This window comes from Bartonella machadoae (assembly GCF_022559585.1).
In the GTDB taxonomy this organism is placed as follows: Bacteria; Pseudomonadota; Alphaproteobacteria; order Rhizobiales; family Rhizobiaceae; genus Bartonella; species Bartonella machadoae.
Map to the genome: position 1 here is coordinate 2,463,702 of NZ_CP087114.1, position 20,362 is coordinate 2,484,063.

Sequence of the window (20,362 nt, forward strand, 5' to 3'; positions counted from 1 at the left end):
CACTGTCAGTCAAAAAATCCCTTTAAAAAGGTTTTGAAACCCCTTTGAGAAAGACTTTAAAAGAAAATGATACAACTTAAGCTATCACACAATAAGCTTGCGTCAAACCATTCGATTATTTTTGATACAAGAGCGTGCGTCCAACAATGTTGGTTATAATCTATTCTCAACAATTATACTAAACTTGTTCATCTTTCTCTTGTGGTTCTTTCATAGATTCTACCGATGCGTCTGTCTTAGCCTTTTCAGAAGACAAAGAATTGTTTTCTTCATCAATAATGGGAGGAGAGAACACCCCATCTTTATAAGTCCAACCAATTTGCGCTTCGCTTGAGGGGATCGCCTCACCATCAAAGGCATGAACATAATTTTCTGAGGCAACGATAATATTTGTTACCACACCCTTTTCAACAACTGCATATTCCATAAAAAACTCCTATATAAAAAATCTAAACAAGATTGCTCCGTCGCCACCGTCACCGCCAATTTTACTGCCATCTTTTCCACGAAAATATCCACCGCCACCGCCACCACCGTTAGCTCCGTAATCACCACCATTACCTCCCCCGTTATTGCCACCATAACCGCCTTTGCCATTCTTTTTGCCACCGCCGCCGCCACCGCCGCCGCCATAAATACTGTTTCCACCATTGTCGCCATTGATATCGGAGTTGTTGCCGCCTGCACCACCTAATCCACCAGAAAAAATAAAACTTTCATTTTTCATAGCCGCATCGCTTTTTTTCCAAGTGCCACCGCCTATACCGCCTAACCCGCCTTTGCCACCATTGCCGAGAGAGCCATAGGCATTATAATAGCCACCAGGGGTGTTGTCATTGCCACCACCATAACCACCACCACCAGCACAAATAATTCCTTTAATAATTGTGTATCCACCATGATTTCCGTTGCTTCTGCCACCTTTTCCTCCCCTACCAATTTGAACTGTTTTCGCTTTTTTTAGATCGGCTCCCTTAATTTTAACACGTGCATATTGAGCACCTCCACCACCACCTCCACCGTTATTATTATTTCCACCATCACCTCCGCCGCCTCCACCGCCACCCCAAGCACATACTTCAATTTCTGTGTTATCGGTCATACCTTCAGGAAACGGGATAGTGCCGCTTTCTGTCATGAGGATTTCGACAGGTTTTTTGTTCAATGAAGCCACCAATTTATCTATTTCACTTTTCGTATAAACAGCTTCACCATCAACTTTGAGTGGTCCTTTGAGCTTGCTTCCCGTTGCAGTTAAACTTGTCACAACTCTACCATTTTGGATGAGGTTCAAGGACGAGTTTCCCGAAAGCTCTAAGCTATCACCAATGGTGACTTTGCTGGTAAACTTATTGTAATTTTGCCATTCATTGGCTTGCGCTAAGCGCCCATAGCTTGTCAGATCTTCATTAATCTTAGCTCTAAACGCATCAAGACCGACAATATCTTCAATTTTGTGTTGGTGCGCTCCAAGAAGGGAGACAGCACTGCCAAAGGTAAAATGATTGTTGCTTGCTTTATAGAGAACATAATTGTTAGCAGCGTCCTTAGCGCCCTCGATATCGCCCAAATCGGTTAAAGTGAAGGTTTTATCTGCTGCCATTTTGCCTTTGAGGGCTGCTTCAAGATCTGTAACATCCCCTATGCTATGCGTGTGTTTTGCAGGGGCTTTTTCATCTAGCTTTTCCTCAACTTCCATGATGGCTTGATCAATTTTTGTCAAGTTCTCACGCAAAATAGGGAATTCAGAACTGATAAAACGCCCTTCTTTAGGCAATTCCATTGCAAGCTTTTTGCTTTTTGTCATTTCCATTCTCCAAATTTTCCAAATCTCTCAAGCAGTCTAAAATCCCATCTCTCAAAGCGAAGGGGCATCACAAGATGCCAGCACCAAAATCACGCAGCATTGACCGTGCGCAAGGTCCACCGGTTAGCGTGAGTTTCAAGCGCGCTTGCTTTGCTGTTTGGTCGTGACTGACAAATTTTCGCTCTGTCCAAAGGGGTTCCGTAAGCTGTTCTGTTTCCTCTAAGGTGAGGGGGGTAAAAGCACCATCATCCAGTTGCATCTCGAGGGTGAATGTGGAGCCGCCTGGTAAAAAGGTCTTGATATAGCTGGTCAATCTTGCCTTCTCACCAAAGGCAAAAGCACGGGTGACATAGGTTGCTGTGTTATGGATCTTGCCGGCAATCAACTGAATGGGAGCAAACAGAACCGGTGAGAGTTTCTCCGTGCCTTTAAGAATAGCACGTAATCGAACTGTTTCACTGATATATTCGGTAAGACTGAGCAATTGAAAGGGTAAGAGTTGATAAATTGTGCCGTTGTTTCTTTCAATTTCAAAGATCACCGAACAATCACTAGAAGGCAATTCAACCGCGCTACGGATTTGTAAATCAGAACAGTCAACAAGATCAAATGTGCCAAGATCTATGGTTTTTGTTGTTTGTCTGTAGCGAGCTGCCAAGACACGAAAAGCCAAAGCCTCATCTTGATGGGCACTCCATGTTTGCGCATTGACAGAGGAAAAACGAGGACCGGTCACATAAGGGTGGCTTGAGACAAATCTTTGCTGTTCTTCATCAAAATCGCCAAGCTTTGCCAAAGAGAGAGAATGATCACTATCATCGGTTTTAATGACAAAAGCCGTTAAGCGGTCATTGGGCACGAGGAGTGGGACAGCATAGCGTGCCTGTGCCCATCCGGTTTTTGCCCCCTTCATGGAATAAAAACTTTGTGCTTGGATATTGGCGGTGGGATAGCCGTTTTCGGTTGTGACCAAATCAATCACCAGATCATGATTGGGATTGCCAATTTTGCAAAGATGAAAGTCAATACCGGTGATTTGCCGTGTTTCTTCTGGTGTAAAGACTTGCGCTTGCGGGTCCACTTGCGTCCAGATCTTGACTGTTGTGGTGTGCCGCATCACTTTCACATCAATAACACCTTGCCCGGTAAAGAGACCGGTTGCAAGGGTTCCCCCTTTGCCTCGTGCTACAACATTTTTTGTACCAGAAGGAATATTTTCAGGGATCTTGAAACTGCCTTCCAAAATGCCAGTGCTATTGGCAGCAAGGCGGTTTGCTGGCAAAACATTCACACCATCAAAGGTGAGAGTGTCTAAAATTTCCCCCTTGCCAAAACCTTCAATTTTAAAGCCAAGGGTAATTTGTCTTAAGAAATCGATTTGTTCTTGATGCGTATTGATGAGATCATCACGCACTTCTGTGTTACGGATAGTTCTCCCACGGTTCCATCCCATGTTCAGTTGATTGGTGACACTTGAGAGCCAATCGGTACGCTGCTCGTGCCAAAAGTCTGTTGCGGGTGTGAGGGTTACTGTACCAGGTAGGGGAGCAAAGTTTTGATAGGGGTTGATTTTTTCGCAAGCTGTTGTCAATTCTTGGGCAATGATCACTTCATTGGTCCAGTCAAGGGTGACAGGAGCCTTTAAGGGGGCGGTATAAAAGGTTGGATCAATAGCCAGCTGTAAAATGCCATTGCCGACAGCTCCTGTTTGCGTGAACCCTTCATCACGATAACTGTCATCAAGAAACGGGTCAGCAAACATGCCTTTTTTGGCAACGGGCTCTTTAGAGTCAACATTGCTTTTAATGCGCTCTAATTGCATCAAGCGGTCAAGGGAAAGCACCCGTTGAAAATAACGCCACATCTCATCATAGGGGGCAACACGCGTGCCATCATTGACCACAAGCGGCGTATCCAGCCAACTGTTGGTGATGGTGGCAAGGGAGAGGACATCCTCAGGGACACTGGGTGCCATCGGTTGATCTGCCGAAATCCCCTTGATATAAACCACACTGCCGCCTGTATTAAGCCCGATACGGTCAATACGGGGCAATTTGTAGGTGTAACTGACAATGATATCCCCCCCTTGCGCACCCCCTGAGACCGTGATTTCCTGTGCCGTGACCTTATCGGCGGTCACTTGTGCACGATAGCGATAGGTTACCGTGTAACTGCTGCCAGGACGCGGTTCATCTCCCACCGGTGCCCAGTCAATAGTATCACCGGTCTTCTTAAAATCTGTTCCTTCTTTGAATTCCTTGTTGCCTTGTGTGACTTTGAGAAAAGAGGTGATGCTTTTATCGGGAACACCATCACGCCCAGCAACGACCGCACCGCGGGTGACCGTCACGGTTTTTTCTTTTGTCAACAAAAGAGAGTGGATATCGGCAATGGGGGCATAATAGCTTTTAAAGGTAAAGCTTGTTTTGCCTTTTTGAGGGGCAAAAACATGGGTTTCACTAGGCACAACGCTTGTCGAAAACTCTTCTCTCTCTTCATGGCGCAAAGCAGCAAGGCGCTTGCGCTTAAAGCCATTGATATTGGCTTCCCCTTCTTGAATGCTAAACACTTGGCAACCATTGTTTGGTCCAAGAGCCGTCACCCGGCATCCACTCACGATATAATGACCATGGGCACGGTCATAAGTCGCAATGGCTTGCATGGCGGGTTCAAGCAATGAGGGGGACTTTTGATCAATCAAAATGCCATCTTGTAAGATATAAACAGGAAAGAACGTGCCTTGCTGCCCATCCTCTTTTAAGGCCCAAACAAGCTTTGCTGTTTCGCGTGCCGCACCGGGCTCTCCTTGTGCCAAGGTGCCGGGAACTTGCCCCAACAGCTCTGGATCATCCTCATGGGTAATCCATGTTTTTTGCAACTTTACACCGATTTCAAGACGGCCAACCATAGAAACGGCATTCAGAACCGCTTCTGAGACCGGAAAGATATCGCCTGCGATATAGATCTTGCCTTCTGTTAAAGTAACGGTCTTCGCGTTTTTATTGACAAAGGCATCGGCCCGTTCAACACGGTCTCCCTCTTTGGCAACCAAACGCCCCAAACGGTTATGGCGCCCCCTGATGATGGTTTGCATCTCATTGAGTTCACCACTTTGGATAAAGGGACGTTGCCCATAAAAGACAACGCTTTGTTGTTCGTCTTTGCCGCAAGATCTGTCAATTGCAAAGGGTAAACCACTTTCATGCTTCATGTTAAAACCTCAATAAAATCTTGAATTGCTCGCGAACATCACCGCGCAAAGGAATAGTAACGGGCGTTTTGATGATCTCCACCCCGCCAATCAGTTCATTGCACTCACACCAAAGTCTGCCCAAAGGGATATGTTGTTTGGGGGTCGCATGAACCAAAACAGCAAAAGAAGCAGCTTGTTTTCCATCAACATTTTGAAAATCCGTGCGTGCTGCAATAAGAAGGGCGGTGCCCCTCGAGGAGGGTTGATAACAATCGCCCAAATGGTGATAAACACCCGCCAAATTCTGTTCTACTGGCTGGACAATGTTGCATCTGCGATACCCAATCACATCATCCTCACTGTCTCTTAACACGAGATAAAGGGTACGGTTATAAAACCATTCTGCCATCAGCATATCGCGTTGATGCTTTTTAACAGAACACCAAGGGAAATTTGCCATATCCCATGGATAATCAATTTGGTCGAAACTTAATTCCCCGTCCCCGTCATCCATCCAATTGCCAATCAACAGTCCTTCTTCTTTTGTCAGCCTGTGCGTAATTTCTGTTATGCGCCCAAAGGAAAACAGTGTGTTCCCCGCTGTTAAGCGCACACCACTTTCATATTCCAACAGGCACGCATCAAGGCGTGACATATTACCTTCCAGTGTTTGCACGTCATAACCATTGACACCGCGGCGAAAATCAGAGCGCAAACTTTTGGAAAGCTCTGTGATGGCTTCAATGGCTTCAAGAGCACTTTGTTCAGGCAATTGATCAAAGTAAAGTTGAAAGGAATTCCACCACGCACGCCCTGACCATGCTGGTGTAAAGCGTGCTGTAATCTGAAGCCATGAAAGCCCTCTATCAATAGCCGCTAAAGAACCACGCAAACGCTGCCATTGGAGCCCTTGGTCAATCAGATCATAAGGATTAGAAAAATATGGGCTTAATTCTTGTAAACCATATTCGTCGATCAAGTAAGGCAACCACGAAGGGGGACGGGTGATAAATTTCGCGCGGGGGATTTCTTCGAGAGTATTTTTGACCTGCGGATCAAATGCCATTGCTTCGGCTAAACAGCGTTCAAAAAAGCTTGAATTTTGCGGTAAAAGTGAGGAAATCATCAATAAGCATGCCCCCGTTTAGACAAGACAATCTCCCCTAAAGCCACCGCCTCATCAGGCGCGACCACAATATCTGTTAAGGGCTGTGTTAAAATCACATGGTGGACACCTTCAACCATCAAGCGGCTTAGTATCCAACTTAAAGACAGATCACGCCCAAGCCTTTGCGCGCGTGCCCATTCCGTTTGCAAATTGTTCACGGCCTTTTCCAAAACAAAGGGACCTTCATTGGGCAACAACCAGAGATCAGCATGCACATCGATAATCCGCTGTACAGCACTTTTTACAAGGATATGATCATTGGTCATTTTAACCTGTTTTTCATCAAGAGCTGCTTGTACCTTGGCAATCAAAGCCTCATCGGCAATACCAGAAGGGCTATCGCTAAAAAGCGCAACATGAATAAGCGGGCTTTTTCCCACACGATAAACAAAAGCATCCTTGACACGGATATCGCTTGAGAGGGCAAAATATTGATAACGTGGGACTGTGCCACCCGTGGAGTGCCCTTGTCTATTCAAACGAATACGGCGACGATAGCGTTCATCATCCTCATCCAAAAGGCGGGTAACCCCATGAAAATCCCCCAAATGGTCTAAACTTGTCCCACGCGCAAAAGCAAGGAGATTATCCCGCGCAACCTCATTTGCCCGCTGGCGCAACAGCAGTTCTTCATAAGCGGCTGCTTGCAATTGAATAACCACGGGATCATAAGCCGTCTTTTCCACATTATAAGGGATATTCTGTGCGGCAAAAAGCTTGGTTAAACGGGTGATTTTTTGCTCTAAAATGGCCTCAACAGAAAGTTCTTCAAGAATTTGTGGGAGGGGCAATTGCTCAAATTCTGTCATCACCCACCTCTAAATCGAAACTTATCGGCTCCTTATGTGACCAATCCCCCAAATGCCCATCGGGATAAAACACACCTGTGAGAACAAAGTGGAATGTTCCCTCCCGCGTTGCTTTTATCAGATCAATCTTTTGCAACGAAAATCCAGGCTCTCCACATTCTGGATCATTTAAAGCTTGTACAATTGCTTGATAAAGCTGCAATATTGTCGCAGGATCAGCATTGGCATCTTGGAAAGCTCCAACATCACACCCATAATGACGCCGCAAAACCCGTGTGCCAATTTTTGTTGTCAAACATTTACGAAGGGACTGACAGCAGTGCGCCCAACCATATAACAGAGAGCCATCCTTTTCGTTTACTCCACAGCGCATGCTTTAAGCACCTTTCGCTGCCTTTGTTGAAGAAACGACAGATGTTTGTTTCTCAGCAATCTGACCAAGCAGCAATGGGTATTTTGCCGCCTCATCGCTTAAACAAATTTCTTCACCTTTTCCCGGTGAACGATTGCCTGCCACAAAATCCGCATTGGTTAAAATGACATAAGTTTTTTCACGCATGATAAACTCCTTTAAAGAGGACTAGAGGTTGTAGAGGGACCAATTTTGACCCCACCATGTTTGTGGTCTGCTCCAACAGATGTTTGATTATGGTACAAATCTTCTGCTTGAATCTGTACGCTTTCATTGAGCGCAACACGGGTTTCCTGATGACAAAGCAGCAAACCTTTTTCACTCAAATGGATTTGATTTTCCCCATGGGAGAGGATAAGTCCCTCTTTTGTAATACGCAAAGCGCCACCGGCATAACAGAGCGCTAACTCTTGGTGTTGATGTGCGGGATTTGGCGCTTCCTCACTATAGCTATCACGAACCACCAAAGAAGCCGAACCTATTTCCCCATGGGGATTAAACAACCGCACCGGATCACCAACATTTAAAGGCATATTGCTCGAAACAGCCCCTGCTGCTTCTTGTGCTTGCAACCAAGGCGATAACACCGCCTGCCCCTTTTCTCCCTGTGAGAAGACTTGCACCCGCACCCTATGACCATCAACTTCTGCAACCCGCCCAATCATGTGCTGGTTGGCAAGACAGAGTTCAAGCTTATCCAACCGTTTCATAATTTGCCGAAAGGTCGCAGCAATGAGATGGGCATCATTCATCACACGCCCTCATCTTCCAAACAGATTAAACCCTTTTTAAGCTGCTTACTCTCATAACAAAAAATATCGTGACCCAAATGATATAAATCTTGGTGCCATTCAACCACGCTTATTGCCACACCGCGTTGCTTAATCGCCGCGGAGATAACCGGTTCAATCTGCACTTCACGGGGCGCACCCAAATGCGTTAACCCCCACAATTGCCCGCTATGACAAAGCACCGCAATGGCTTCAGCCAAAAGCCAACTGTGAACATCACGTTCTTTTCCTGTGGTGACAATAAAAGCACCCAAATGAAGATCAGCACTCTGCTGCCCATTGGAGACAGAAGTCAAACGGCTTTCTAACACCGCAACACGAATTGCTGGTGCAACCAGCATTTGGGTTTCAAGTTCTTCTAGATTAAAACGCCCAAATTGGCTCTCGCAATCACGCACATCAGGCAAAGCGCTTTTAAGGCTCTTTATAACCGCTTCACGAAGCGCATTGATACGCCCCATCTGCTTCATCCTTTGACTCATGAAAAGGTCCTTTCCAACCAATCCTCTGCTGCTTTGACAATTTCCACTTTATTGCGCTCTGAAAGCCCTAAATAAGGGCGTGCTGGCATCGTTACTTGGTGGACACAAACAAAGCGCTGTGCTTTGCTGCTGTTAAGAAAAAAGCGAAGGGTGCTGCCATTTTTAGGGCGGATAACCCCACCCAATTGGTGAATACGGGCATAAACCAAACCACTGCCAATGATGACCTTTTCTGGGGATGCCACCATATCAATAGAGCGTGACAATGCTCCGCTGGCATAAAGAATGGAGGTGCGGGCGTAATTGTTTTGCCACTTCTCTCCTTGAGGAGAGGTTTTTTCACTTTGAATCCGCCGCCTCGTGCTCTCTTGCAACAGACGCCCCACCCCTTGCGCTAAAGTTCCCATCGAACTATCAGCGCCTTTTTGCAAAAAAGACAGAGCCGCTTCAAGCCCCATTTCTTTAATTTCAATAGGGGTGGAAATGCTCATTTTACCGCCCCATCAAACGTGGTTTTGCGTGAAAAAAAGCACCATCACGCACCGGCCCATCTTCACTCATAATTTTTGGTTCATCTAAACCTAAACCCGCTTTGCCCTCCGCAATGCGTTTGAGAAGATCAATCGCCTGTTTGTGACGATCTTCAATAGTGGTGGTAAGAGCCGTATGGCGGATGGCTAAATTATAAACAGCAATATTGACACAAATCATGCCCAACGCTGTTGGCTGTCCGGCAATCGGGACGCAGTAGCGATGAGACAGATGGGCATCAATCTCACCACTTGCTTGTTCTAGCGCACGAAAAATTGCTTGATCAGAGAGTGCTTTGTCTGGATTTTCGCCAATCCCGCACAAATCATCCAAGAAATCGTCACCCCAGAGCTCTTCAATCAAGGTTTTATTTGCATAAGCCATCGAGACTCTTTTCCTCAGACAACCTCTTGCAGCAAAACACCAGCATCTTTGGCTGCCACCAATTCACACACCCGTTCACCCACACGCACCCGTTTACCACCCGATAAACCGATATCTGGATCAGAGATCACCCCAGACAAACGCTCTCCCAATTGGGCGCTAAAGCCCCAACTAATCACCGAACCATCCGCCTGTTGTTTGGTGGGATCAATATAAAGCAGTGCTATCTTATTGCCCCAAACCCGCGCCAATTGTGCTGCGCGCCCTTTGCGTGCCAAATTCACTTGCGATTCACCAATGAGTAAACGCTCAGGGTGTATTTCCATCAGATCGGCAAATTGCGCCTTGGTGACAAAACCATCCGCAGTGCCACCCCCTTTAACAGCTTTGATAATTTTGGGATGGCGTTTGAGTTTTGACCAAACGACTTTACCCATAACAATGGTGTTTGGCGTATAGACAAGGCTTTTATCCATTGCCTCATCTAAAGTAGCATAAGGATCTGATTTGTCGTAATCGCTAAACTTATTCTCGCCCTTAAGATCAATCACCCGCTCTGGAGCATAATTTTCACGCGCTTGTACAAAGGCTGCAACACGCACTTCACGCCCCAATTCCAGCAAATTGGCAAGACCCTCCACAGCTGTCTTTTCGGGGTTATAACGAGAGCGTTTTTCTGCCCGTGCCCTTGCCGCTGCTTCAATATCCGAATTGGGAATGAGATCATCAAGCCCATAATCTTTGACACTGGCTTCCCGTTCAAAGGCCGAAAATTCTATCACATTCGGGCGTCCTTTGCGGCCAACCTCAAGTTCAGGAACGGTAAAATTTTCCGCTAAGGGAAATTCACTATATTTAAACACCTCGCTTAAAACAGAAACACGGGGCAAAACTTTGTCGCCAATAAGAGAACCTGCTGGATTGCGATAACCAATAGCAATAGCGGTAAGTGTTGGATCAATGGGAAAAGGTCTGTTCATTTTAAGCCTCGACTAATTTATTTTAAAAGAAATAACATCACCAGCAGAACCATCACTCATGGCAAGTCCAATCGTGCGATCTGTTCCTTCAGCCTTTATGGCGCGCCCCTTAGCATCGGAGGTCAAAAAATCACCAAAGGAAACATTGCCTCCACAAACCACTTCGCCCCAACCACATTGGCCAATATCAACCATCTCACCAGCCTTTGCGCTCAAAGACCCTGCAGTCCCTAATAGTTTATCTGTCTTACCAGAAGCGGTGACCACACATCCCTCACCGCGTGCTGCAACAATGCAATAAGGCGAAATCTCATCACCGGCGCGAAAAGATTTAATCAAAATCATTGTACTCATAACTGGCGCTCCTTTTGTTCGCAAACAGTGTCAACCGCTTGGCTAATGGTGATAAAGTGCCCTTTTTGCGCTTGTTCTTGTTGATAATGGCGTGCCGCAACAGCAACATCTTCTGGTGCAAGATTTTGTTCTTGTCTCAGAAAAGAGCGCTCTAAAGGACTTGTTGAAGCAAGAGTGGGCAACTTCTCAAGCAAACTTCTAAAATGCTCCATGCCCCCTTCAAGGCTACACAGTGCCCGATATTCCTCACGCGCAGCTGGCAAAATTTTGCCCTCTTCAATAGCTTTATCTAAAAGCCTCTCAATCGCATCATTTTTTTGCTCTGCCTGTAAAAGAGACAATTGATCGCGTGCCTCTGTTAATTGGGCATTCAATTCCACACGTTCCTTTTCGCGTGCCGCAACAGCGGCTAAAATTTCATCAAGCCGCACATCTTTTGAAAGCGAGAGTGCGCTAGCAATGGCTGTCAAATCCATATCTTTCTCCACATCAGTTGTTAAAGGGGGGTCTAAAGGCTGTTGACTGCTTAAAGCCGTCATGACAAGGGCTGGACGATTGACCAAACCAGCACCAGCTAACTGCAAAATTTCACCTTTCTTAGAATGGCGAAATTCAGGCGAAAGATAGCGATATTCGCGGGCAATAATTTTTTTGGCTGCCACCTCAGTCCACTTAACCCGTCCCCAAATCGCACCATCCCGCTCTGCTAATTCTTCAATCCAACCACTAGCCGGTGCTTCTAAACCTTTTTGTGCACGGTGATGTTGCCCATGCTCATAATCAATCACAAGCGGTCCTTTATTTCCCTCAAAAGCTTTTAAAATCCTTTGCGGGTTATAATGCCATTCCCGCCCATCACGCGCTTTCACATTGGGTGCTTTGGGTAAAATCTCTACCCACTCAGGCGCTTGTTTGCCTGTCATGTTTTCACATAAATTGTCTTCACAGAGATTGTCTTGGCACAAAACCTCTGGGCAAAGATCAATCAATGCGGTATGAACTGCCCCATCATGAAATGTCCCAGCATGCCCATCCTCTTGATCTTCGTGAAATTCCTGTTCCATCATTGCCTATTGCTTTACAGTTGTCATTGGCAATAGAATGCACGAAACCCATCCACGCTATAAGTCTGACACTGTCAGTCAAAAGAGCGTATTTTTAAAAGCACTTTAAAAGCGCCCTTTTCCCCACTTCTCCCTGATGAGAGAAAAGTCTCTTCCAAACACTCTTATAAAATCGTTTTCAAAGGCACTTCAAAGGCGATAGAGCGCCGTTATAAGTTTTAAGGTACAAATTATCGTCTTATACCAAAAAGCCTTTCTCAAGCCGTTTTTTTTTAAAGATTGCTTTTCTGCTTAAAAAGACTATAGTTTTAAACTGAAGGTGTGAGCCAGTTTTGCCAGGACGGCTTTGCCGGATCTGCGAGGAGTTGACCGCCCTCCATGCCTTCTTCATTTTTCTTACCCCTTCTCCTTTAAGACCACAGGAATTTCTTTCCGTTGTTTTCCCTACAACAACCCTCTCTCAAACCGTTTTTTAAAAGATTGCTTTTCTGTTCAAAAAGACTATAGTTTATAAACTGAAGGTGTGAGCCAGTTATACCAGGACGGCTTTGCCGGATCTGCGAGGAGTTGACCGCCCTCCACGCCTTCTTCATTTTTCTCACCCCTTTTTTTCTAAACCAGCATGGAATTTCTTTCCGTTGTTTTCCCTACAACAACCTCTCTCAAACCGTTTTTTAAAAGATTGCTTTTCTGTTCAAAAAGACTATACTTTTAAAGCGAAGGTGTGAGCCAGTTATGCCAGGGCGGCTTTGCCGGATCTGCGAGGAGTTGACCGCCCTCCACGCCTTCTTCATTTTTCTCACCCCTTCTCCTTTAAGACCACAGGAATTTCTTCTTGTTATTTCTCTACAACAATCTCTCGCCCTTTTTTTCGGCAGCATTTAATAAACGTTGAATTTCTCTAAAGCTCTTTTTATGCATAGAGATAAGCCACCACTCTTGTTTGCTAGCTACCCATTTGACCGCAAACCGCCACCATGCTCCCTCATTTTCACCTAAAAACACAACGCTCTGTGCATCTTTTCGCCTGATGATACCATGGGGGCGGATGAGGGTTTGAATGGCACCACGAAAATCATCCAAAGTCAGATCACGGGCTTGATGCTCCAACAAAATATGCTTCACACTGTCTGAAGAGAGGCGGACAAGGGAACTGTCCGTTGCAAAAACTTCACACACCTTGCTTGTCATCGGGGCAATGGGAAGAAATCCACGCGGCAAACGCTCTTCAAACATTGCTTGCAAAAGTGGAGAACCAACAATATCTTCAATGGCAATGCGCTTGCGCTCTTCCGGCATCCCAGAAATTTTATCACTCAAGAAACGGCTTAAGTTTTGTGCCCGCTGTTTTCCAGGGTTAGAGTTCCAACCAGGATCAATTCCTTTTGGGATCTTTTCAACTTTCCCTGTCCGTTTATTGTGCCAAACCTTCTGTTCCACTTGGAATGGGGCTGCATCCTCTTCATAGCCTAAATTTTCTGCTTCATAACGGCTCACCTGTCGCACACTGCATTTACACCGCCAACCATTGGGCGGATAAAGCCAATCCCAAACTGGGTCATCAACCGGTGCTGTAAAACCTACCCAACTTTCATGTTCTAAACGTTTGTGCTCTGAACTGGACAAAGCATAGGTCAGATAAGGCAAAAACTCTTTATTATTTTGCGTACGCTCCCACTCACCTGCCGCATGCGCACTCATGGTATTGGCCCAATAGACCGTTTCTAAACGCCGTGGGCTGCCCAACTGTACAACGCTCTTCTCACCGCTTTGTGGATCAAGGACACTCTTCCTCCCCCACCAGCCTTTTTCCTGTAAAAGCGGCATCAGATTTTTTTGAAAATCCTGAAAGGGAAGTCGATTTTTTATCGCCTCTCCAACCGCTCGCTTAAAATCATCTAAAATATCATAGCCAACCGATTTTGCCACCGTAAAGGAAAAAGCATGTTCCTCTGGTGCTATATCACGCCAATCAAAGCTTGGAACAACAGCCTTGGCGGCAAAATAACGTGTGACCTCTTTGGGAGCTGTTTTGAAAAGTTCCTCATCCATGATGCCCAAGCCCTCGTGCAATCATTTGCACCTTTGCCAAGCGTGCGGCTAACGCATGATGATCCATTTGACCTAGCAATTCATCTAAACCTTTGAGGATATCCTCATAACTTTTTGCTTGTTCAACAAGCTTTTTAAAGGGCTTTAAAAGGGGTTCTAAATCCTCTTCCCAGTCGCTTAAAGCCTCTTCAGAAAGCTGGTCCAATTCATCGTGATGATCTCCACCCTGCTCTCCTCCACTCTTGTGCTCTCTTGTTAGAGAAACATCAAAAGACCCACCACAATCGGCACAAACACTTGTCCCTTTGCTTTCCTCACCGCCCTCTTGTCTTGCCTCATCACCGATAACATGATCAGGAGACTTTAAAATATCTTCCTCTTTTGTTGGTTGCGAAAAACCAATCTTATTGCGCACTTCTTGCGCACCAACATGCAACCCCAAAGGCACAAGTTTTGCCAATGCATCACTCAAAGCCTTAATATCTTCATTTTCAGAGATTGGCCAATAGACAAGCGGGTAGTGCTCTTGACGACCGAAATTAATATCAACAAACGGCACAATCAAATCACGATTAGCAGTAAGCGCCAATTGGCGTGCATCAGCTCTGGCAATATCATGGCGGACATTTTCATGAATACGCGCTTGCGAAAAAGACGAACCATCATCCGTTGTCATGGTTTGCCCTAAAACACCCTTAGAAATCTGCCGATCTAAATATTCCGCTTTCGCAGCAAAAACAGCATTGCCACTGCCCCCCGCTGCTTCAATAAATTCAATCTCCATTTCTTTAGGAATGATCGCTGCCGCATCACTGGATAAATCACGCACAGCCTGAATAAGCACCCGCCGCTCCTCATGGGAAGAGCTCGCTCCATATTTTCCCAAACGCAACGGCATGCCGTAAATTTCTAAAAAGGCCATCCAATCCTTTAAGGTATAAGACTTAAAAAGGAAAGCCCAAGCCGCAAGCCTCGCAAGCCCTGTCCGGATTGGCAAACCGCTTTTAAGCTTTGGTCGATGAATGGAAAATTTATAAGCAGGCAATTCGCTACCATCTTGAGAGCCATCTTCTTCTTTTAAACGCAAATGAAAACCATCCCGTCTATCCAATTGGAAAAACCGCTGATCACGCCATTTCCACGCAACAGGCCACCATGCTGTGGCACTTTTGTCCCACAAGGTTTCAACAACCGCATAACCCTTGCCCAAAGCATCTAATAAATCCGTCACATAATCATCAACAAAAGTTGGTGCCCTAATCACTTCGTAAACAGCATCGGCAATTTTTTTGTCCAAAGCACTCTCACTTGCGGCAATCACTCCAGGTTCCACCCCTGTCAGAGCATTTTTACGCATGCCAAGCACAGCACGATAATGCAAATCACGCTCTTCCATTTCATCAGCAAGCTGGAAAAATTGTTCTGGAGTGCCTTGCGCTGCCTGTTGCAAAATATCAGCAAGTTGCAAAGGTGTCAGACCACTGACAAGGGTTTGTGACCAAACATCACGAACCCCACCAATCGTTGGTGCCGCAACTTCACGCTCCAACCCTTTGACTTTAAGCGCCCTACCCCATTGGTCGACAAGTTTTACCATTTCACAATTCCCTCAATAAATCTTTGACCGCATTGTTGAAAAAAAGGGGGTTGAAAAAAGCGGATTTTCCTCAAAACCATCAACAGCACGAACAGGTGTATAGTCGTAAATCTCAGGGGTTTGACGGCTAGCAAAATAAGCCAAAGCACAAGCAATAGCGCTATCACCATGGCGCATAAAACCATCACTGCCTTTAAAACGATGATTATCAGGAATTTTCACAATGCCATTCACATAAGCAAGGGCTTGATGATCAGCAACAATGTCACAATCGCGCGGCAAAACAATAGAGCCATCCCCAAAAGCTTCTAAGTAAGCAGGCATTTCTTTGCCATACCAACTTTGCGATAATTGCACTTCCTTTACACAAGCCCCATAACGTTGTGCCGCTTTTTCCGCTAAATAAGCCCCATTGCCCCGTGCATCCAAAGCGCCCCCCAACAAACGCGGCAAACCACTCACCACATAAAATAAAATCTCTCTTTGTTGATCAAAGGGTGTATTGCGCAACTCCACCATAAACCGGACACGGCGCACCAGATCTTGCCCAATTTCTAAAACCACAATCGAGGTTGCATCCCCAGATCTGGCAAAATCAACTCCAAAAACATGTTGGCGCCGCCGATCAAGCCCCGCATGAAGAGGCTTTAAGTGCCCATCACACCAGTTAAGCGCCGCAACACTTCGTTGATAATCCGATTGATTTTTAAAAGCATCCACACAAGCAAAACGCAACACCGCAATATCAGGTGCACAACAATTTTCAATCTGTAAGCGCGTTAAAGCGGCCCCTTCTTGATCTGCTGGGATAGCATCCAATTCTTGCCGCATCGCAGAAAAACGCACCCCATAAGACGCACGAATCTGCTGCTCCCATTGTTGCTCCGCCCTTGCACTCCACACCTCCCCCTTCATGGCACAAACCCGTTTAAACAAACCATTTTTAACCGCCTCAACAAAGGGGTAACAATGCACAGAAAAAGGAACCTTCCCCGCCCTTGCCTCACGGATCAATTCATTGAAAGGGTTTAATACGCCATTATGCGTGGAAATCACACGGATCTTACCACCCCAAATCAACAAAGCATTGACCGCATCCAAAACAGCCCGCACATCTTGATGAAAAGCCGCCTCATCAACCACCACAATCCCCTGCAGCCCGCGAATATTTTCAGGGCGGCTCGAAAGCGCTTCAATACGAAAACCAGAAGCAAAACGCACACGGTAAGCAGAAATATATTTTGTCGAGCCATCCGCCTTTTGATCAGAAAATAAAAATTCCTCCACATCGCCACTATTGCTGGTAATAGCCCTTGCAAAATTGCTCACATAGCCAATAAATTCCCGTCCCTTTTCTTTGCTATCGCCAATGTAAAAAACATTATCACCACCCGCTTCTCGCTTAGCCGCAGCAATCAATGTATCATCTAAAGCTTCAGCAAAAGTAATGCCGGTGCGCCGCCCCTTTTCAACCAGTTTTAACGGTGATTTATCTTCAATCCATGCCCGTTGATGTGCCATCAAAACACCATCCGCTAAAGGATCTTGCTCTTTTGGAAAAACACTTGCCTTCCAAACATCACAACCGCTTTGATGATCAGCATGTTTTTCTATAAAAGAGCACCTTTCAGCCATGTTTTATCCCCAACACTTGCGCACGAATGGCCCGCGCTGTCTCCTTGGAAAGTCCCGCCGCTGCCGCTGCCGCATCAACCGCTTTGCTCGCTTGGGTCGCAAAATCTTTCTCAAGCTTTTGCCGTCTGGTGGTCGACAAATGTTCCGCAGCCAACACACCCTTTAGTGCATTTGCCAACTCTTGTGCCGCTTTTGGTGAAAGGTTTTTCCCACTGCTTAATGTAGAAAAAATAAGCTCTTTAATCGCCGCTGCCGTCAACAGCGTAATATTGTCACAAGCTTTAGCATCAAAGCGCTGTGAAAGGCTTGCCGCTATTTCCCTTGTCTGTTCTAGGCGCCGTGACATCACAGCCAAACGCAAAGAATAACGATTAAAACTGGAAAAAGAAGGGATCGAAAAACTTAATCCCGTTTCCTTTTGCAAAGCCTTTAAAGCCGCTTTAAAATCACTATAAATAGCCATTTGTGTTTTCTCACGCCCATTTAAAGCCTCAGCAGCCGCAGCAATAATCTGATCACAAGCTTGCGGCAATAAATCAATCGCCGTTAAGCGTCCACGCCCGACCTTGCGCATCCTTCACCTCATATTTTATTGATGTGCGTTTGGGTCGTTTAATCCCTTCAATAGGAAAACTCCGGTCTAAATGACGCGCCCCCCGTTCTGTTAACGCCGCAAGCAAAACCGAACCCACCTGTTTTAATGTGACAGCACCCTGATCTTCCATCCATGCCAATTCATTATGCACAAAATCCCGATCGCGTCTGATACCATAGCTGTATAAAAGCCTCTCAATCATCGCACTCGACAAAGTCTCACTGCGCTCACAAAAAAGCCCTTTTAAAATAATCAACCGCGCTTCTTCACGGATGATCTTATCCATATCTGCTTTCATTTTTTGGCATTCTCCAGTAAAAACTCTTGCAAACGCTCTCCAATCGCCGCCACCGGTTGCAACTGCGCAGAAAGTGTATTGAGACGCCCATTCAACCGTTCCATATTCACTTCCAATCGTTGCAGTCCGTCACGATCAGGCAAAAAATCCATCTCCGTTTCTAACTTTTGCACACGCTCCTTAAGCAGTACGAGATCTTTCAACATTTCTCGCGCACCAGAAGAAAAATAGGCTTTCAAAACACCACAAATTGCAACAATCGACAGCAGTAAAGACAACCAGCCATTGGCAACACTAATATCCAAATTCACTTCAATTCCCCCTCCCTCTTGGCTAAAACCGCTCTCACAGCAGCAGCACGACGCTGTTCACAGATCAATAAAGCCGCACGGTCACGCCCCCAATAATGCACCACTTCTCGTGTGTTCAAAGCACGCTCTGGAAGAAAAAGCGGGCGAGAACACGCAACTTGGGCTAAAGGCGGCAATGTAACCGATAAAAACCGATAAGAAAGATTATCCACCGGCTTGCTTGTTGAGCAACCGCACACGTTCAAGCTCAATACCACAGCCAGTAACCGGCAAAGTCCCATTTGCTGCCTCCATTTTTGTAAGCTTTTGTTCCAAAGCTGCAATCATCCTTTGCGCACGACTTTCAGCAACATCTGCTGCTTGCCTTTGCCGCTCTTTCTCAAGCTGTGCGCGTGCCGAAATCTTGGCAATTTCCAATTGCCAATACAAATCACGCGCTTTTACCGCTTTGAAAACTTGCGCTTTCATAAAGCCAAATTCCACCAACAGCACACTTGCCAAAAAAACCATCCCAAAAGACAATTTTGAAAGAGGGCTAAACATTGCGTTTATCCCCCAATTGCATGGACATAATCCTCTTTTGTTTTTGGCTCTTGCCCCTGTTATCATGCTTCCTATTGGAAAAATCCAATGAACCAAAGCCGCGGTGCACACCCAAATTGCCAACGATAATCGCCACCATTGAGGGAATAGAAATGCCCGCCAAATCAACAATGCGCTCCACACCTAACAAACCACCAAAAACAAGCAAAAAAACAACCCCCCAAGCAAACCAAAAAGACCACCATAAATAGAGCCTCGAACCACGATAAGATGGCTTCATAGCTTCGCCTCGCAAAAAAGCCCCAAAAGCTTTTTAGCGCGATTCAGATAGGTCAAGCGTTGCACAAGCCCGTTCTTTCCTCCATTAATCGCCTTGGTGATCCTGAGACAATCATCTTGATCTGCTAACCTATTCAAACCTTTCATCTGCCAAAACCAAATGGCCGACCAAAGCGCTGCTGGAAACCTTTCCACCATTTCTGGAAAAGCTTCATAATCAACAGCCTGTTCATTGATCGAACACCAAAACTGCGTAAAACGTTGATAATTCTTGCGCCCTGTTAATTGGATCAAACCGCGCCCCTTAAAGCGCACTCCATCCCCTGGCTTAACATTGCCTAAATCTTTGCGCCCCTCATAAGCACGCCCAGAAGCATATTCACACACCGTAAAAAAACCATCACTTTCATGCGCACATTGGCTTAGAAAATGCGCAATACGCAAGGGTGTTGTCAGTGCAGCATAAGACAAAGCTTCAGGCAATGCCCGTGCCATTTCCACAATAATAAAATCTTGGCGCGCATGATGCGCCAATTTAGGAGCAAGCTTATGAAGAAAAGAACTGTCTATCGAAACCATAACAAAACACCGCATGCATAAAATTCATGCGCAGTTTATTGGATTTCTAATCGCAAAAATAAGTCTGACACTGTCAGTCAAACAATTTCAAGACTCAATTAAAGTTCTGGAAATAAGAGACCTTGGGGTTCTTGCAAAGAAATTTTCTTCTTCAAGCGATAAGCTGTACGCACATGCATACCAGAAACAGCAGCCGCAGCATCGGCAGACCAGCCTTTTTGCAAGGCTTCTATCATTTTTTGCCGCCGTTCAGCATCTTTGCCAAGGGGGATCAGAAGGCGCACACCAGAACCATTAAAACAAAAATGCTTGATCAGTTGCTCTGTTTCTTCAAGCCCTACAATTTCAACCAACCAATCAGCATTTTCAAGGCGCCCAGGAAGATAAACCTGTCGCCCTCCAAAAGCCCGCATCATATTCCATGCCGCCTCATTGCCAGCAACAGCGGCTATTTCACGCAATAATGCAGGAAAATCGCTATAAGCTTCCTCTTGCACG

Annotated in this window: 25 protein-coding genes; all 25 read right to left on the reverse strand. The window is 45.8% G+C overall.

What is annotated here, in order from left to right; all coding sequences use genetic code 11:
• Nucleotides 1-178: 178 nt before the first annotated feature.
• The 25 genes from LNM86_RS11675 to LNM86_RS11795 all read right to left on the reverse strand — a co-directional run bounded on the left by LNM86_RS11675 (nt 179) and on the right by LNM86_RS11795 (nt 20,361).
• Entirely contained in the window at nt 179-427 is a 249-nt protein-coding gene (locus LNM86_RS11675) for a hypothetical protein (RefSeq protein ID WP_241437164.1), read from the reverse strand.
• Between the two features lie 9 nt (nt 428-436).
• Nucleotides 437-1,807, reverse strand: a complete 1,371-nt coding sequence (locus tag LNM86_RS11680) for a Bgr_08870 family protein (protein ID WP_241437165.1) — start codon at nt 1,805-1,807, stop codon at nt 437-439.
• A gap of 67 nt (nt 1,808-1,874) precedes the next feature.
• Nucleotides 1,875-5,018 carry a DUF4815 domain-containing protein gene (locus LNM86_RS11685; protein ID WP_241437804.1) on the reverse strand — a complete coding sequence of 1,048 codons (3,144 nt, stop codon included), beginning with the start codon at nt 5,016-5,018 and terminating at the stop codon, nt 1,875-1,877.
• Nucleotide 5,019: 1 nt separating this feature from the next.
• Nucleotides 5,020-6,126: a phage tail protein gene (locus tag LNM86_RS11690; RefSeq protein WP_241437167.1), complete on the reverse strand. Its 1,107-nt coding sequence runs from the start codon at nt 6,124-6,126 to the stop codon at nt 5,020-5,022.
• Nucleotides 6,126-6,977: a baseplate J/gp47 family protein gene (locus LNM86_RS11695; protein WP_241437168.1), complete on the reverse strand. Its 852-nt coding sequence runs from the start codon at nt 6,975-6,977 to the stop codon at nt 6,126-6,128. The genes LNM86_RS11690 and LNM86_RS11695 overlap by 1 nt, the downstream gene beginning before the upstream one ends.
• A complete protein-coding gene (locus LNM86_RS11700) occupies nt 6,964-7,350 on the reverse strand; it encodes a GPW/gp25 family protein (protein WP_241437169.1) in 387 nt (128 codons plus the stop codon). The genes LNM86_RS11695 and LNM86_RS11700 overlap by 14 nt, the downstream gene beginning before the upstream one ends.
• Before the next feature lie 3 nt (nt 7,351-7,353).
• Nucleotides 7,354-7,536: a hypothetical protein gene (locus tag LNM86_RS11705; protein WP_241437170.1), complete on the reverse strand. Its 183-nt coding sequence runs from the start codon at nt 7,534-7,536 to the stop codon at nt 7,354-7,356.
• An 11-nt stretch (nt 7,537-7,547) separates the two neighbouring features.
• Entirely contained in the window at nt 7,548-8,141 is a 594-nt protein-coding gene (locus tag LNM86_RS11710) for a baseplate assembly protein (protein ID WP_241437171.1), read from the reverse strand.
• Complete coding sequence (locus tag LNM86_RS11715; RefSeq protein ID WP_241437172.1) at nt 8,141-8,662, reverse strand: hypothetical protein; 522 nt, start codon at nt 8,660-8,662, stop codon at nt 8,141-8,143. The genes LNM86_RS11710 and LNM86_RS11715 overlap by 1 nt, the downstream gene beginning before the upstream one ends.
• A complete protein-coding gene (locus LNM86_RS11720; RefSeq protein ID WP_241437173.1) occupies nt 8,659-9,153 on the reverse strand; it encodes a phage virion morphogenesis protein in 495 nt (164 codons plus the stop codon). The genes LNM86_RS11715 and LNM86_RS11720 overlap by 4 nt, the downstream gene beginning before the upstream one ends.
• Nucleotide 9,154: 1 nt before the next feature.
• On the reverse strand, nt 9,155-9,577 hold the full coding sequence (locus tag LNM86_RS11725; RefSeq protein WP_241437174.1) for a gp436 family protein: 423 nt from the start codon (nt 9,575-9,577) through the stop codon (nt 9,155-9,157).
• 14 nt (nt 9,578-9,591) lie between these two features.
• The gene (locus LNM86_RS11730) at nt 9,592-10,557 is read right to left on the reverse strand and encodes a major capsid protein (protein WP_241437175.1); all 966 of its coding nucleotides are present in this window, start codon (nt 10,555-10,557) and stop codon (nt 9,592-9,594) included.
• 12 nt (nt 10,558-10,569) lie between these two features.
• Nucleotides 10,570-10,911, reverse strand: a complete 342-nt coding sequence (locus LNM86_RS11735) for a capsid cement protein (protein WP_241437176.1) — start codon at nt 10,909-10,911, stop codon at nt 10,570-10,572.
• Nucleotides 10,908-11,975, reverse strand: coding sequence for a phage protease (locus tag LNM86_RS11740; RefSeq protein ID WP_241438918.1), 1,068 nt, complete (start codon nt 11,973-11,975; stop codon nt 10,908-10,910). Before LNM86_RS11740 ends, LNM86_RS11735 begins: the two co-directional genes overlap by 4 nt.
• An 846-nt stretch (nt 11,976-12,821) precedes the next feature.
• Nucleotides 12,822-14,027: a phage head morphogenesis protein gene (locus LNM86_RS11745; protein WP_241437805.1), complete on the reverse strand. Its 1,206-nt coding sequence runs from the start codon at nt 14,025-14,027 to the stop codon at nt 12,822-12,824.
• On the reverse strand, nt 14,020-15,624 hold the full coding sequence (locus LNM86_RS11750) for a DUF935 domain-containing protein (RefSeq protein ID WP_241437806.1): 1,605 nt from the start codon (nt 15,622-15,624) through the stop codon (nt 14,020-14,022). The genes LNM86_RS11745 and LNM86_RS11750 overlap by 8 nt, the downstream gene beginning before the upstream one ends.
• A gap of 12 nt (nt 15,625-15,636) precedes the next feature.
• Complete coding sequence (locus LNM86_RS11755) at nt 15,637-17,259, reverse strand: hypothetical protein (protein WP_241437807.1); 1,623 nt, start codon at nt 17,257-17,259, stop codon at nt 15,637-15,639.
• Nucleotides 17,252-17,833 carry a phage protein Gp27 family protein gene (locus LNM86_RS11760; RefSeq protein WP_241437180.1) on the reverse strand — a complete coding sequence of 194 codons (582 nt, stop codon included), beginning with the start codon at nt 17,831-17,833 and terminating at the stop codon, nt 17,252-17,254. The genes LNM86_RS11755 and LNM86_RS11760 overlap by 8 nt, the downstream gene beginning before the upstream one ends.
• Nucleotides 17,796-18,152, reverse strand: a complete 357-nt coding sequence (locus tag LNM86_RS11765) for a VpaChn25_0724 family phage protein (RefSeq protein WP_241437181.1) — start codon at nt 18,150-18,152, stop codon at nt 17,796-17,798. Before LNM86_RS11765 ends, LNM86_RS11760 begins: the two co-directional genes overlap by 38 nt.
• A complete protein-coding gene (locus LNM86_RS11770) occupies nt 18,149-18,463 on the reverse strand; it encodes a DUF2730 family protein (protein WP_015399066.1) in 315 nt (104 codons plus the stop codon). The genes LNM86_RS11765 and LNM86_RS11770 overlap by 4 nt, the downstream gene beginning before the upstream one ends.
• Nucleotides 18,460-18,675, reverse strand: coding sequence for a hypothetical protein (locus tag LNM86_RS11775; RefSeq protein WP_241437182.1), 216 nt, complete (start codon nt 18,673-18,675; stop codon nt 18,460-18,462). Before LNM86_RS11775 ends, LNM86_RS11770 begins: the two co-directional genes overlap by 4 nt.
• A complete protein-coding gene (locus LNM86_RS11780; protein WP_241437808.1) occupies nt 18,668-19,006 on the reverse strand; it encodes a hypothetical protein in 339 nt (112 codons plus the stop codon). Before LNM86_RS11780 ends, LNM86_RS11775 begins: the two co-directional genes overlap by 8 nt.
• Nucleotides 18,999-19,286: a hypothetical protein gene (locus LNM86_RS11785; protein ID WP_241437184.1), complete on the reverse strand. Its 288-nt coding sequence runs from the start codon at nt 19,284-19,286 to the stop codon at nt 18,999-19,001. Before LNM86_RS11785 ends, LNM86_RS11780 begins: the two co-directional genes overlap by 8 nt.
• On the reverse strand, nt 19,283-19,879 hold the full coding sequence (locus tag LNM86_RS11790) for a glycoside hydrolase family 19 protein (RefSeq protein ID WP_241437809.1): 597 nt from the start codon (nt 19,877-19,879) through the stop codon (nt 19,283-19,285). The genes LNM86_RS11785 and LNM86_RS11790 overlap by 4 nt, the downstream gene beginning before the upstream one ends.
• Before the next feature lie 83 nt (nt 19,880-19,962).
• On the reverse strand, nt 19,963-20,361 hold the full coding sequence (locus LNM86_RS11795; protein ID WP_241437810.1) for a helix-turn-helix domain-containing protein: 399 nt from the start codon (nt 20,359-20,361) through the stop codon (nt 19,963-19,965).
• Nucleotide 20,362: the final 1 nt, after the last annotated feature.

Coding starts and splice junctions, on each gene's coding strand:
- LNM86_RS11675 (WP_241437164.1), bottom strand. CDS start 427: ATGGAATATGCAGTTGTTGAAAAGGGTGTGGTAACAAATATTATCGTT.
- LNM86_RS11680 (WP_241437165.1), bottom strand. CDS start 1,807: ATGACAAAAAGCAAAAAGCTTGCAATGGAATTGCCTAAAGAAGGGCGT.
- LNM86_RS11685 (WP_241437804.1), bottom strand. CDS start 5,018: ATGAAGCATGAAAGTGGTTTACCCTTTGCAATTGACAGATCTTGCGGC.
- LNM86_RS11690 (WP_241437167.1), bottom strand. CDS start 6,126: ATGATTTCCTCACTTTTACCGCAAAATTCAAGCTTTTTTGAACGCTGT.
- LNM86_RS11695 (WP_241437168.1), bottom strand. CDS start 6,977: ATGACAGAATTTGAGCAATTGCCCCTCCCACAAATTCTTGAAGAACTT.
- LNM86_RS11700 (WP_241437169.1), bottom strand. CDS start 7,350: ATGCGCTGTGGAGTAAACGAAAAGGATGGCTCTCTGTTATATGGTTGG.
- LNM86_RS11705 (WP_241437170.1), bottom strand. CDS start 7,536: ATGCGTGAAAAAACTTATGTCATTTTAACCAATGCGGATTTTGTGGCA.
- LNM86_RS11710 (WP_241437171.1), bottom strand. CDS start 8,141: ATGAATGATGCCCATCTCATTGCTGCGACCTTTCGGCAAATTATGAAA.
- LNM86_RS11715 (WP_241437172.1), bottom strand. CDS start 8,662: ATGAGTCAAAGGATGAAGCAGATGGGGCGTATCAATGCGCTTCGTGAA.
- LNM86_RS11720 (WP_241437173.1), bottom strand. CDS start 9,153: ATGAGCATTTCCACCCCTATTGAAATTAAAGAAATGGGGCTTGAAGCG.
- LNM86_RS11725 (WP_241437174.1), bottom strand. CDS start 9,577: ATGGCTTATGCAAATAAAACCTTGATTGAAGAGCTCTGGGGTGACGAT.
- LNM86_RS11730 (WP_241437175.1), bottom strand. CDS start 10,557: ATGAACAGACCTTTTCCCATTGATCCAACACTTACCGCTATTGCTATT.
- LNM86_RS11735 (WP_241437176.1), bottom strand. CDS start 10,911: ATGAGTACAATGATTTTGATTAAATCTTTTCGCGCCGGTGATGAGATT.
- LNM86_RS11740 (WP_241438918.1), bottom strand. CDS start 11,975: ATGGAACAGGAATTTCACGAAGATCAAGAGGATGGGCATGCTGGGACA.
- LNM86_RS11745 (WP_241437805.1), bottom strand. CDS start 14,027: ATGGATGAGGAACTTTTCAAAACAGCTCCCAAAGAGGTCACACGTTAT.
- LNM86_RS11750 (WP_241437806.1), bottom strand. CDS start 15,624: ATGGTAAAACTTGTCGACCAATGGGGTAGGGCGCTTAAAGTCAAAGGG.
- LNM86_RS11755 (WP_241437807.1), bottom strand. CDS start 17,259: ATGGCTGAAAGGTGCTCTTTTATAGAAAAACATGCTGATCATCAAAGC.
- LNM86_RS11760 (WP_241437180.1), bottom strand. CDS start 17,833: ATGCGCAAGGTCGGGCGTGGACGCTTAACGGCGATTGATTTATTGCCG.
- LNM86_RS11765 (WP_241437181.1), bottom strand. CDS start 18,152: ATGAAAGCAGATATGGATAAGATCATCCGTGAAGAAGCGCGGTTGATT.
- LNM86_RS11780 (WP_241437808.1), bottom strand. CDS start 19,006: ATGTTTAGCCCTCTTTCAAAATTGTCTTTTGGGATGGTTTTTTTGGCA.
- LNM86_RS11785 (WP_241437184.1), bottom strand. CDS start 19,286: ATGAAGCCATCTTATCGTGGTTCGAGGCTCTATTTATGGTGGTCTTTT.
- LNM86_RS11790 (WP_241437809.1), bottom strand. CDS start 19,879: ATGCGGTGTTTTGTTATGGTTTCGATAGACAGTTCTTTTCTTCATAAG.